Raw genomic sequence first — 13,503 nt, 5'->3', positions numbered from 1 at the left:
TACTTATACAAGAATTATTTTAAATTCTCTCGTTTTATAAACCACAAGTAAGACACTAAATATGCTAAAATAACACCTGAAGCGTTTGCAACTTCGTCATGCCAATCAGCAGTTCGATATGTGGTTAAAGTTCCCTGAAGTACTTCAAGAACCATGCCGAAAATAATAAGTAATGCAACAATATGAAGCCATCTCTTAAATCGTGACCTAAAGGCATAAAGCCAACTTACTCCTAAAGTAAAGTAGGCTATAAAGTGACCGTACTTGTCAGAATTACTGACATTTATCTTAGCTACCCCTTTTAAAGATATTAGACTTAGAAGGGTAACTAGAAGGGTTATAAAAATGGCAACGATTAAGGCGTTACGCTCCAATAACTGCTTTATATGCTTCAGCATCTAATAAATTATCAATCTGCGAAGAATCGCTAATTTTAAGTTTAATCATCCATCCATCTCCATATGGATCTGAATTTACACTTTCAGGGCTGTCTTCTAAGTCTTCATTAAATTCAATTACTTCACCAGACAAAGGCATAAACAAATCTGATACCGTTTTTACAGCCTCAACAGAACCAAAAACTTCGTCCTTATCAACAGTTTCGTCTAGTGTGTCAACATCAACATAAACGATGTCGCCTAACTCGCTTTGTGCGAAATCAGTTATACCAACGGTAGCAATGTCACCATCAATTTTAACCCACTCGTGGTCTTTAGTGTATTTTAATTCTGCAGGAATATTCATATAATATATATTAATTAGAAAACAAAGTTAGTAAATAAATAGGGTATCCTAAAATCATTTGTTTACTAAAATTATACCTAAAATATTTATTATGTTTTTGGCATTAAATATTTAATCTTATTAGAGCTGATAAATTCCATAATTATTTATATTGAATAACGATAATAAGAAGATGATGTAAAATGGAAAGTGCTTGATGATTAATTGGTGTTCTTTCTTTTTTATACCTATTAATTAAGTTTCTTCTTGTTGTTAGTTACCAATAGTGTAACGAATTTGTATACCAGCACTAACTGATTTTCTTGGGAAAGTGGTTGAAATTAAAAAGCGTGAACTATTCTGATCATAATAAAAAGAGGCCAATAAGTTCTTGTTTAACGCATAATCAGCCTTAAATTTAAATGAAAGTAAACGTTGCCCACCTGTTACTTGATTGTTTAAAACATCAATAGAACGAATAGTAGTAGAATTATTACGGATGCTAACATCTCCAGACAAGGTTATATCACCTTTAAAACTAGTAATTGAATTACCTGTTCTCATTTTTAATTTCACATCTTTTAAACGGTAACCCAATCCTAAGACATATTCTTTTCCTCTTATCTCAGTGATGGTATTGTTACTAACGTTTAAGTTCAATGTTTTGTCTTGTTTTAGTTCTGCTCTAACTGAGAAAGAGTTTTTCATACGCATATCCACTTTTATTAATGGATTGAACTCTTCAACTAAGTTTATACCAGAAAATATTTTTTCAGGTCTATAGTTTCCATTATCATCAAGTTCTGAATACTTGTTCGTCTCACTACGCAAAAGATTGTTATTAAACCCTATAACTTGATAACTTGAATTGTATTCATGCTCAACAATAAAACTTCTGAAATGCTTTTTAAACCATTTGAATTTCATGAATCCCTTATAGCTTAATCTCCAATTGGGAATAGGAATATCTCTAAAAGCACTTAGTTTTACCTTACTAGCATCTCGGCCGGAATAGGTAGCTAAGAAAGCAGGAATCAAAACTTGTTGACTGTTTTCGCCAAAGCCTGCAACATTTGCACCAGATTGCTGTGCTAATCTTTGTTGAATGATGGCTCTATTTGCTTTGAATTCATCGAAAGTAGCATCGCCATCACCATCAAAAGCTTTACCTAACATAAAATGACTGATACTAAAATTTCCAACTTCATTAAAAGGTTGATCTGTTAGTTCGCCATTTATAACATCTATTTGTTGCGATTTGTTACTTGTATAAATTTTATTTGCGGATAGTTCTATATTAAAATCTTTAAAAGGCCTAACATCAGCGTTAATATCTAGTTTGCTTAAGTGTGTATTGGTAAATGTTTTACTGTAATAAGGGTCAGCTACACGGCCGCCAGCAGTTGAAGTGTCTCTTGATACTAACCATGCGTTAGCCGCAGCTAAGTCTTTTATGTCACTTTGGCTACCAAATACAAAACCAAAAGTAGGAGCGAGGCTACCATTATATCTATCTCTTCCAAGAAAACCTATTTCAGGTGTATAGCCAGGTAAAACGGTACCATTTTGTTCTGAATATGCAATTCTTATTTTCTTAACAGAAGTAACCACATCTACAAGTCCTTGAAGAGCTTTTTGTCCTCCAGTTTTGTTTTTAGTGTTGATCACCTTTCTTCTTGTTCTTGGAGCAGCTATTTTCTTTGTGGTCGAATCGTGTTTTTTAGAGTTTTTAACTCTTTTAGGTCTCTTGGTTTTTTTCTTAGCTAAATCTAATAGACCTGTTCTTTTATATAACTTGGTCATGTCTAAATCTGCAGAAAAAGTATGTGTATTGGCATTTTGAACCGTATTCCCTATTTCATCTACATATTCTTGTGCAGAGGCTTGCCAATCAAAATCAGCGGTATAGCTATAGGTTCCGTTTAAAAAATCGAACCAAGATATTTTACTTAGCGGTATTTTATAAGTAGCATCTAAAGTTTGATGGTATTGATTAGGCCTGCCAATACTGAAGAAATTATCGAATAAACGGTCAGTAAGCACCTCCTGTGTGTCTTCATCTTTTAAATCATTAATGTAACTTGTGGCTGCTCTAAAGCTAAATTGTAATGATTTAGTAAGGTCATAAGCAATATTATAGTCCCAATCAAATAGAAATCTCCGTTGTGTAAACTCTATGGGGTCAAATCCAGATACTAGAGCTCTTGAAGCTTGTTGATTATAGCTTCTTATAATGTTTGAATTTACCGATATTGAAGTTGGTAACGGATTTAGATTAAAATCTTTTACAAATTTGAAAAGGCTATTTTTTTCTAAATATTGTGAATTTTTAAAAGGTTCAAATTCTATTGGCTTAAATGCATAATTATAATTAGCCGCAGCTCTCACATTTTGATCTAAGAATTTTTCTACTACATAATCTTTATGGTAGGTATCATTATATGCATATGAAACGGATAAATTTTCAACATCATAAAAACGAGTTTTCTTTTCAGGATTTGTGCGTTCTTTTCTTACGTTAATAAGATTTAAACTTCTTCGTTTGGTATAATCTCTTGAACTTTCAGCTTCGGCATCATTTTTACTGAAGCGAACATCTTGATATTTCTGATTCCATTTTGGATCTGCAAATTCTTCACCATAACTCACGTTTAATGGAATTTTAATTCCTGCAGATTTAGGTAATAATTGGCCTACATTAATATTACTGATAACGTCATATTGTTTAGAATTTTCTTGACTTCGTTCATTAACTGTTTGTTCGAGCGAACCAAAACCTTGAGAGTTGGCTCTACCTGAAACCGAAAAGTCTGCAAAATCTGCAAAATTGGCATCCGCATTTACTACAGCTGCCCAACCGCCCTCATTATCATAATCAGTAACCCGTAATTCATTAAACCACAATTCTGCACTTTTAGACATGTTAGATCTGTTTTTTAGACCTATCATTATGGTTTTTATATTTCCTAAATTCGGATTTCCTTTCATACGTAACCTAGCATCAGGTTCCGCAGTTTCACTAGGGTATACATCCGTTACTGATGTAGACGTTGATACTCTCTCAATTTTTAATTGTCCAAACGCTTTTAAGTCAGCTATGATTTCATTTTCTTCTGGCCAAATTTCTTCATCAAAACTAGCACCAAAAGGTGTTATTTTTAAAGGGATTTCATATTGATAATAGTTGTCATCGGTATCGCTACCCATTCTTATTATAGCAACAACGTCATCATCATTAAGTCCTAATTGCCCAGCTATAGCTTCGGCATGTACAAACATTTTTAAGGTATTAAACATTCGCATATCAAACTGCGTGTTTTTATAAACAGCTCTTGTTTCACCTGGTAATAAGTCATTTACTCTAACTAATAATGACTGTTCATTTTGTTCTTGCAAGGTTGTAGTACCTTGTAAACGTTCGCGTTCTAATCCTGGAGGTAATACATATGGGATAGGTGTTTTACCTTCGTTTTCTTGAACATTGACTACACCTACTTCAAAGTTTCTGTTTTCAGCTTCAGTTAATTCTTGTGGAGGGTTTATGTTGTCATCTAATGTTTTTGTATACCTTCTCCAGTCACCTCGAACCAATTCTAACTCACCAAAACGCAGTACAACAGGCACTTTAAATTTAGTTAAGAACATCCTCATAAAGCGGATGGAATTAAAATCTGAAATATTACCTACAGTTTCGTCTGGTGTAGTTATTGGGATTCTAAACTGATACCACTTTGTTTGTTGTTGTGTACCATCAGCTAAAGTAACTGCTACAATTTTTTCATCTACAATATTATTTTGACCAACTATAAAGTTAGATGGATCTATATTTACCTTGTATTGAAAATAGCCTTCAACCGTACTCATGGTCTGATCTTTATTAATGTCTTCAATATCAGGAAAAGAACTTGCGGCTGTTGGGTATGATTCTGTCGAGTTATTAATAGTAGGTGAGTTGCCTTGTGTTTTATTGAAATTTCTATAACGCGTTATTATGGATGCATCTGAAGCATCTAAATCACTACCTCTAAAAAAGTTATAGTTATCATTAGCAGGATCAGGGCCAAATTGTGTTCCAAAACGAGTTGCTTCTTCATCGTCCTTTAATCCATCTAAACCTAAATCTTGATTAGGTCTTTCGTTATCTTTTTCTGTAAAAGCATAGATCAATGATTGTTTTACAGGAATATCTGACCAAGCAGTTTCGTCAACATTAGCTCCGATATTAGGTTTCGCAATTTTAACGCCATCTTCAGGTAAACCGTTTTCATACATTCTGCGGTTATCTGTTAAAATATCTTCAGATATATTACCTAAATTGAAATACAGCTCTCCACCAAAGTCACCTGCATTTACATTTGAAGGTCCTCCTTCTTCAGGCTTTATGGAATAATTTTCGTAAGGATCCATTAACCAAAATTGAATATATTCTACATTGGCTTGTTGGAAATCTGTAGTGTTTAAGGAACGCATAATACCTGCCCAACGGTTCTCAGGATCTGTAAATTTTCCGTTGAGTACATTTTGAGTATCGAAATTATAAGAACCACGCTCTTCAGGGAAATACGCTAAATCTAATGTATTTACAATATTTGATTGTGTAATGTCTAAGTCTAACTCAGGGAATAGTTCATTATAGCCTACTTGACGAACTTCTGCTCTTGATAGCTCGGATTCGTCAATGTTACTCGGTTTTAATGAATTGCCATAAAACAATCTATCAATGGTGTACCATGATAGTTGTGATCTTTTTTTACCATATTTTAATTGGTCTGTATCAGCATCATTATAAAACTGCAAATCAGGCGTGTTCTGATTCTGAGGTACACTGGCTAAAAACCACTGTCTGTAAGAACTAATATCTAATGGGATTTGTGAAGCTTCAAAGTCATCTATATAGGATGCGTTTTCGCCTTCAATCCCCCCATTTTTATTTGTAGCGGTACCTGGCATTAAATAAGCAGCATCTGCACGAATAGAAAAATTTGAAGTTACATCCGTATCAATATTGGGTAGTTTATTTACCCACTTTGTAAATTGAGGGACTTCGGTTTGGTAGCTCAAGTTGAATCCAGCAAGTGTATTGTTTACCGATTCTTGGCCAAATTGCATTTTACCATATGGTCTTTCGCTCATATTAATCAGCGTACCACCTATTGCAAAATTTTCTGAAAAAACATGTTGTATGTCAACACCTAGATAACTACGTTGTTGTTGATTAAATCCGTTATTATTTTCTACAGATACATTAATTGGAGCATTAGATGCTGTCAAATTTGGATTAATAATCTGAACAGAACCAGAAATGTAGTCCACCACATAATCAACACCTTCTAGCAATTCTCTTCCGCCTGAAGTAACCGTAACTGAACCTTTTGTTACGTTAAAGGCTCCTAAAGGAATCCCTCTATCATTTTCTGTTTTAAAATAACCTTTAATTACATATTTATCTTTGTATTGAAAATCGTTTTGTGCTTGTGATTTTGTTCTGTCATACAATTCTGTAAACACATATTGGTTGTCGGCAGCGTCAGTTAATATTTCGCCTAACTCGCCAGGGTTGTTAGCGTTAGAGGTATTACTGTTTCCAAAAGGTTCTACAGTTGGAAATATAACATACCCATCTTGAGAATTTATAGTTAGACTTTCAATAAAATCAAATAAACCATCACCATTAGGAACTGGGTCATTTGATTGATCTAAACGGTCAAGTCTTGTTAAGTTTAGCAATGTTTTATCATTTACACCTGGAGTAGTTGCGTGCTGCAATATATTTAAAGGAACACCTTCTTCATCATCTTGATACATTAATTCAAGTCTAAATCCGTCTGCGTTTAATTGATATGCCCCTGGTAATGCATAAACATTTTTCATCATTAAATCCCACATCGGTATTGTGGTATTCACAATCTCACTACGTAATAATTTTACCACTAAATTGGCTGGAGCAGTAACACCATCGGTAGAGAGTTCACCAACACGGAAAACATTTTCACCTGCTATGTTACTGTCTGAATATTCAAAAGCTACAGCTAATATTTCACTATCTGCCAATCTTCTGTTTAACGTAATATATCCGAGTTGCGGATCTAATGTGAAATCTATTCCGAGAACTAACTTTCTAGCATTTTCTAAAATGGTATAATCGGTACCTTGTTGATAGCCGGCTAGAGTAGAACTTACAGTTGAAATATCTCTAATACCTCCATTAGGTGTTAAAAAATTAATAATACTGTTGGCATCATTGGAAGGGTCTTTTTTACCAGCCGCAGCACTTACTAAACTAGAGTGAATATTTGTAGGGTCATTTTCACCCAAATCGGCTAAGGCAACTATACTGCGAACATCTTCAGTGGTGTTATTTTTGTTGGTAACCCAAACTTCAATTTGCGTAACTTGTTTTGAGCTACTTATTAACGGTACTCTAGCCATAGCATTATTGAAGTCGTCACGGAAGCGTTGCGATAGAAAGAAATGTCGGTTATCATCATAATTACTAGCACTCATTTCAAACTCAGAAATGGTAGCACCACCTTCAGCTGCAACCGAGGTAGTTTGTGATTTTTGTTGCGAGAAGACGCCTGTTACCATTGTTTTACCAAATTGTAACTGAGTCTTAAAACCAAAAAGATTTTGTGCACCACTTACTAATGAATTCTGAATAGGCATACTAATATTACCAACTTCAATTTTTTGAATTATATCGTCTTCAGTAGGTGTATATTCTAGTTTTATTTGATTTTGAAAGTTAAATGTTGATTGCGTATCAAAAGCCGCATTTACACGAAGTCGATTTCCTACTTTTGCATTTAGACTTGCATTAATTTCTGCATCAAAATCGAACGTTGTGCTTTGACGATTGCGTTCAGACAATTGAGGGTTTTCAACTTTTTGAAATAAAACACCCATTTTAACCAAGACAGAACCCTGTGGGTTTACTTCGATAGTATTTCCACCAAAAATATTTTCAAAAAGATCTGATTTTACATAATACCTTGGCATTAAGTTCTTTTGAGCATCACTATCCTTATTTCGACCACTTACTGCACTTACTTTTTCTTTAAAGTAATCTATCATATCTTTCTTTAGACGGTACTCTTTGTACTCATCTTCAGTCATGTATGATGGGTGCTTTACATAATAATCACCAACTTTTTTTACAAAAATATATTGTTTTGATTCGGCGTCATAAAGAATTTCGTATTCTGATAAGTTATCAAGGAAAAGACTACCTTTCTGATCACGCTTAAAGTTGTATGGCAAATCAGGTAAAGTATCTCTATTTACACTCTCAACAGTTTTAGTGACTGGTTTTGAGGCGATTACTTTAGTTGTGTCTTTTGGGTTTGGGGCAGAAGGGGGTCTTTGTGCAAAAATGGGGGTTGATGCAAAGAACAATAATAATAAAAATAGACTATATGTCTTTTTTAAGTTGATTTTCAAAGTTTTACAAGATTTTTAACGCTTGCTTAATGATATTTTCAAGAGAGGTGTTAGGGGCTTCTTGAATTATTTTTTGTACTATTTTTTCCACTTGTTTTCGCGAAAACCCGAGTACTTCTAAAGCAGATAACGCTTCATCTCTAATAGTATTGTGGCTGAATGCAGAATCTTCTGAAATTTCGTAAGTTTTAACAATTTTATCGCGTAAATCTATGATTACACGTTGTGCCGTTTTAGCACCTATTCCTTTTACGGATTGAATGGTGGCAACATCTTCAGAAGCAATGGCGTGCTGTATTTGTTCTGGAGTCATTGAAGAGAGCATGGTTCTACCAATACTTGGTCCAACACCAGAAACAGAAATAAGCAATTTAAATATTTCACGTTCAACTTTATCAGCAAAACCAAATAGCGTATGAGAATCTTCTTTTATATATAAATAGGTATATAGTTTTAAGGCTTCCGCATCGGGAATTTTGGAGTAAGTGTTTAAAGAAATGTTTAGAAAATAACCAACACCATTACATTCAATAATAACATAAGTGGGATTCTTTTCTACTAATTTTCCATTAAGATGAGTAATCATTTTAGATTAAGTAGTTAGCGTTCATAATTCAATCCGTAAATGTAGTTTTTAAATTTCGAATGACGAAAAATTTGTTGAAACGATTGAGAGTTTAACGTTTAATAATATTAGAATTTTAGGTTTTAAGATTGATTGAGGCAAGGTTGCCTGGAATTTTTATTAATAATGATCCTCATGTAAAAAAAAGACTGATTTCATTTATAGAAATCAGTCTTTTTACTATTTGTATTTTAAAGATTTGCTTTTGTTTTTAATCAATTAGCATTTTCTTTTCTCACATTCCTGAGCGTCAATAACTGCAACTGCTGCCATGTTTACCATTTCGTCTACGCTCGCTCCTAATTGGATAATATGAGCAGGTTTTTTAAGACCTAGCATTATTGGACCAATAGATTCGGCATTATATAATTCTTTCATTAATTTATAGGTAATGTTTGCTGAATCCAAATTTGGAAAAATTAATACGTTTACTTTTTTGTCTACTAATTTAGAAAATGGAAATTCTTTTTTAAGCATTTCTGGGTTTAAGGCAAAGTCAGCTTGTATTTCACCATCGATAACCACATTAGGATATTCTTTGTGAATGTATTCAATTGCCTTTGCTATTTTGGTTGCATTTTGGTTGTCAGATGATCCAAAATTTGAATACGAAAGCATGGCAATATTTGGTTTAATATGAAATATTTTAGCTAGTGATGCTGTTAGCTGGGATATTTTTGCCAATTGCTCAGCAGTTGGATCTAGATTAATGGTAGTGTCTGCTAAAAATATTGGACCTCTTTTCGTCAACATTAAATTGGCTGCGGCTACTCTCGTTACTCCATCTGTCATTCCAATTAACTCTAATATTGGTTTTACAACGGAAGAGTAATTTCTAGAATACCCCGTAATTACGGCATCTGCTTCACCTTCATTTACCATCATAGCAGCAAAATAATTTCGTTCTCTCATTAATTTTTGAGCATCTAATAGCTTAATGCCATTTCGTTGTCTTGCTTTCCAATAACTTTTGGCAAATCTATTTTTTCTCGTTACTTCTTCATCAGTTTTTGGGTCAATAATTTCAACATCACCTGAAAAACCAATCTCTCGTTTAAGACCTAAAATGGTTTCCTTTCTTCCTAAAAGAATAGGAGTACCTATACCTTCATCATATACAATTTGAGCTGCTTTTAAAACATCTAAATGATCAGCTTCTGCAAAGACTACTTTTTTAGGATTGCTTTTTGCTCTGTTGTGTAATAAGCGAATTACTTTGCTTCCAGTACCTAAGCGTTCCATTAATTCGTCTCTGTACTTATCCCAGTCTTTAATAGGTTCCGTAGCAACTCCACTTTCCATCGCCGCTTTGGCAACTGCAGGTGGTATTTCATAGATTAACCTAGGGTCAAAAGGTTTAGGTATTATATATTCTTTACCAAAAGTTAAACTAACTTCATCATAAACAATGTTTACTTGCTCAGGAACTGGGTGTTTGGCTAAATTAGCTAATGCATGTACTGCAGCCAATTTCATTTCTTCGTTAATTTTAGTGGCACGTACGTCTAAAGCTCCTCTAAAAATAAATGGGAAACCCAATACATTATTTACTTGGTTCGGATTATCAGATCTACCTGTTGCCATTATAATGTCTTTACGAGCTTTTACTGCTGAATTGTAATCAATTTCAGGAATTGGATTAGCTAATGCAAAAACAATTGGGTTATCTGCCATTGATTTAATCATAGCTGGAGTTACAATACCTGGTTGAGACAAGCCGATAAATACATCGGCTGCATTCATAGCTTCTTCTAGAGTGTGTATGTCTCTATCCGTAGCAAATTCGGCTTTTTCAGTAGTCAGTGTTCCTCTATCTTTACGAATTACTCCTTTACTATCTAACATGACTATATTTTTAGGATTTGCACCTAATTTAATATAGAGTCTCGTACATGAGACCGCAGCAGCACCTGCTCCACTAACAACAATATGTATTTTCGTTATGTCTTTTTTAGCAATTTCAATGGCATTTTTTAATGCTGCAGCAGAAATAATGGCAGTTCCATGCTGATCATCATGCATTACTGGAATATCCAGTTCTTCTTTTAATCTTCTTTCTATTTCAAATGCTTCTGGAGCCTTTATGTCCTCTAAGTTAATTCCTCCAAAAGTTGGAGCAATAGCTTTGACAGTTTCTACAAATTTATCTACATCAGTAGCGTCAACTTCTATATCAAATACATCAATATCTGCAAAAATTTTAAAAAGTAAGCCTTTTCCTTCCATTACAGGTTTAGAGGCTAAGGGGCCAATATTTCCTAATCCCAAAACAGCAGTTCCATTCGTGATAACTGCAACTAAATTTCCTTTTGATGTATATTTATAAGCGTCAGATGGATTTTTTTCAATGGCTAAACAAGGTTCAGCAACTCCAGGAGAATAGGCTAATGATAAATCACGTTGTGTTGCATATTTTTTTGTTGGTACCACTTCTATTTTTCCGGGTTTTGGGAAAGCATGGTATTTTAAAGCTTCATTTTTTTTCTTGCGACTATCCATAAAAAAAGATTTGATTAAACGAACAAACTGGTTAGGCCAGTTTGATATAAGCTTACAAATTTAGTACTATTCGTCTAAAAATCTAATATTGCGTTGCAAACCTGTAAATTTTGTTCGCTTAACGGCTGATTTTTTAAATACTCTTTTAAATACATCTTCAGTGAGTTCAGTCCAGTCTTTTTTTGTCATTTCCAAGAGTTCGGGGTGTGGATTAAAAAGCGGTTCTTGATGTGGTTTTGAAAAGCGATTCCATGGGCATACATCTTGACAGATGTCACAACCAAACATCCAATCGTCAAATTGACCTTTGACAGAATTGGGGATTTCATTTTTCAATTCAATCGTAAAATAGGAAATGCATTTACTGCCATCTACAACATAGGGATCGGTAATTGCTTGAGTAGGGCAGGCGTCAATACATGCCGTGCAAGTGCCACAATGATCAGTTGTTGGTGCATCATAATTTAAGTCGAGGTCAATAATAAGTTCTGCAATAAAATAAAAGGAACCCACTTGTTGGGTTAACAGGTTACTGTGTTTGCCAATCCACCCTAAGCCACTTTTTGCAGCCCAGGCTTTATCTAATACAGGGGCGGAATCAACAAAAGCTCTACCGTTTACTTCTCCAATTTCAGTTTGAATAAAGGTAAGTAGATTTTTTAGTTTGTCTTTTATTACAAAATGATAATCTGTGCCATAGGCATATTTAGAGATGTTAAAAGTATGATCAACTTGTTCTTTTTCGGGATAATAATTAAGGAGTAAAGAAATTACCGATTTAGAGTCTTCTACCAATTTTGTTGGGTCAAGCCGTTTGTCAAAATGGTTTTCCATATAGGACATTTCACCATTCATATTTTGGTTTAACCATTTTTCTAATCGAGGAGCTTCAGCTTCAAGAAATTCAGCTTTGCTAATGCCACAGGAAAGAAAGCCAAGACGTTTAGCTTCTGCTTTAATGAGTGATGACCACGTTGTGGCATTATTTTTTATTGATATCAAATTTGAAAATCTGTTTATTTATGAAATGACAAAAAAGATTTCACTTAAGTCTGTTTCAAGTTATTTGCTCTTCTTTAAGTCAAAGTTATTAACATAATATTTTATTATTTTTTAAAGGTACTTTATTTTTTAAAAATGCAATTTAATAATAAAAATGCAGGTTCTATAACAACACATTTTATGTCTAAAACTATAGAAGTATCGGAATGGATACCTATTGAACAAGTATATTGGATATTGATTAGAGTTTACTTATTGTAAGTTTAAGAAAATAGGTTTCTTGTGTTGTTTTTAATACTATTGATATTGGATAGTTTAGTTATTAATAAAATTATCAAACTTTTATTGAGTATATTGCAAAACAAATTGACCTTTTATAATTTAAATACTTCAATAATGAACTACTTACTAATATGTTTTATCCTTTTAACAAGCAATGATTCTTATGAAAATCCTGAGTTGACTATTCAGATAGAAAATATTGGAATACTTGAAGGGAGAATTAGAATTGGGGTTTTTAATAAGGGGGAAAATTTTTTAAAACGAGAAGCCGCAATAAAGCATTATTATATAACAGTTAAAAATACTACAGAAATTATAAAAATCAATGATTTGCCAAAAGGTGATTATGCTTTTTCGATGTTTCATGATGAAAATTCTGATGATGAATTTAACCTTAATTTCCTTGGAATTCCCAAAGAACCTTATGGGTTTTCAAATAATGTAAAACCAAAATTTTCGGCACCTTCTTATGAGTCTTGCAAATTTTCATTGGCGGAAGACCGTACCGTTGAAGTAACGCTAAGTAACTAGAGAATAATATGTTTTCAAGATGTCGTTAACTTATGTTGATTTATGAACAAGTAAATAAAAAGTTTATTCAAACCAACATTTTCAATTTATTTTTTAGATTTTGTGACAAGCAAGTTTAAATGGTTACGGTCAAAATCTAATGTTTGTCTAATTTCTTTTATTGCTTTATTGAAATAATAGCCAAGTACAAGCAATATTTCCAAGGCAACAAATAGCCATGGATTTACATCCCTAACTAAATGTGAAATCGATTCTGAAAGTAGTGCAGAGGTGTTGCATAAAATTAAGATAATCAGGAAAGCAGAAGTTTTCATAGTTTTTGTTGTAAAACTACAATGCTAATTATCAGTTGTCAAGGGGTTTATCCCTTAAATAACAAAGGGGTTTATACCCTTTTTTAA

At 33.4% G+C, this 13,503-nt stretch carries 9 protein-coding genes; 2 read left to right on the top strand and 7 right to left on the bottom strand.

The features are described from left to right. Positions 1–14: 14 nt before the first annotated feature. The 6 genes from JBL43_RS05795 to queG all read right to left on the bottom strand — a co-directional run bounded on the left by JBL43_RS05795 (position 15) and on the right by queG (position 12,289). Positions 15–398 carry a VanZ family protein gene (locus JBL43_RS05795; protein WP_198840507.1) on the bottom strand — a complete coding sequence of 128 codons (384 nt, stop codon included), beginning with the start codon at positions 396–398 and terminating at the stop codon, positions 15–17. After that, positions 364–744: a glycine cleavage system protein GcvH gene (gene gcvH, locus JBL43_RS05790; protein ID WP_117881793.1), complete on the bottom strand. Its 381-nt coding sequence runs from the start codon at positions 742–744 to the stop codon at positions 364–366. Before gcvH ends, JBL43_RS05795 begins: the two co-directional genes overlap by 35 nt. A gap of 252 nt (positions 745–996) precedes the next feature. Continuing rightward, positions 997–8,163 carry a T9SS outer membrane translocon Sov/SprA gene (gene sov / locus JBL43_RS05785; protein ID WP_233098700.1) on the bottom strand — a complete coding sequence of 2,389 codons (7,167 nt, stop codon included), beginning with the start codon at positions 8,161–8,163 and terminating at the stop codon, positions 997–999. Positions 8,164–8,167: 4 nt separating this feature from the next. Then, on the bottom strand, positions 8,168–8,749 hold the full coding sequence (gene ruvA, locus JBL43_RS05780; protein WP_198840506.1) for a Holliday junction branch migration protein RuvA: 582 nt from the start codon (positions 8,747–8,749) through the stop codon (positions 8,168–8,170). Between the two features lie 258 nt (positions 8,750–9,007). Continuing rightward, complete coding sequence (locus JBL43_RS05775; protein WP_198840505.1) at positions 9,008–11,287, bottom strand: NADP-dependent malic enzyme; 2,280 nt, start codon at positions 11,285–11,287, stop codon at positions 9,008–9,010. A 66-nt stretch (positions 11,288–11,353) separates the two neighbouring features. Further along, positions 11,354–12,289, bottom strand: coding sequence for a tRNA epoxyqueuosine(34) reductase QueG (queG, locus tag JBL43_RS05770; protein WP_233098699.1), 936 nt, complete (start codon positions 12,287–12,289; stop codon positions 11,354–11,356). Positions 12,290–12,424: 135 nt separating this feature from the next. Here queG and JBL43_RS20335 point away from each other — a divergent pair, with 135 nt between their 5' ends. Both JBL43_RS20335 and JBL43_RS05765 read left to right on the top strand, forming a co-directional pair. Further along, the gene (locus JBL43_RS20335; protein WP_262896261.1) at positions 12,425–12,550 is read left to right on the top strand and encodes a hypothetical protein; all 126 of its coding nucleotides are present in this window, start codon (positions 12,425–12,427) and stop codon (positions 12,548–12,550) included. Between the two features lie 135 nt (positions 12,551–12,685). Continuing rightward, positions 12,686–13,102 carry a DUF2141 domain-containing protein gene (locus tag JBL43_RS05765; protein WP_198840504.1) on the top strand — a complete coding sequence of 139 codons (417 nt, stop codon included), beginning with the start codon at positions 12,686–12,688 and terminating at the stop codon, positions 13,100–13,102. Between the two features lie 86 nt (positions 13,103–13,188). Here the strand turns inward: JBL43_RS05765 and JBL43_RS05760 are convergent, their stop codons facing one another. Further along, positions 13,189–13,416, bottom strand: coding sequence for a hypothetical protein (locus JBL43_RS05760; RefSeq protein ID WP_198840503.1), 228 nt, complete (start codon positions 13,414–13,416; stop codon positions 13,189–13,191). Positions 13,417–13,503: the final 87 nt, after the last annotated feature.

Source organism: Aureibaculum flavum, from assembly GCF_016406085.1.
Classification (GTDB): Bacteria; Bacteroidota; Bacteroidia; order Flavobacteriales; family Flavobacteriaceae; genus Aureibaculum; species Aureibaculum flavum.
Note: the sequence above shows the minus strand (reverse complement) of the source record. Positions and strands in the feature narration are given on the sequence as shown.

Coding starts and splice junctions, on each gene's coding strand:
- JBL43_RS05775 (WP_198840505.1), bottom strand. CDS start 11,287: ATGGATAGTCGCAAGAAAAAAAATGAAGCTTTAAAATACCATGCTTTC.
- gcvH (WP_117881793.1), bottom strand. CDS start 744: ATGAATATTCCTGCAGAATTAAAATACACTAAAGACCACGAGTGGGTT.
- ruvA (WP_198840506.1), bottom strand. CDS start 8,749: ATGATTACTCATCTTAATGGAAAATTAGTAGAAAAGAATCCCACTTAT.
- JBL43_RS05795 (WP_198840507.1), bottom strand. CDS start 398: ATGCTGAAGCATATAAAGCAGTTATTGGAGCGTAACGCCTTAATCGTT.
- JBL43_RS20335 (WP_262896261.1), top strand. CDS start 12,425: ATGCAATTTAATAATAAAAATGCAGGTTCTATAACAACACATTTTATG.
- JBL43_RS05765 (WP_198840504.1), top strand. CDS start 12,686: ATGAACTACTTACTAATATGTTTTATCCTTTTAACAAGCAATGATTCT.
- JBL43_RS05760 (WP_198840503.1), bottom strand. CDS start 13,416: ATGAAAACTTCTGCTTTCCTGATTATCTTAATTTTATGCAACACCTCT.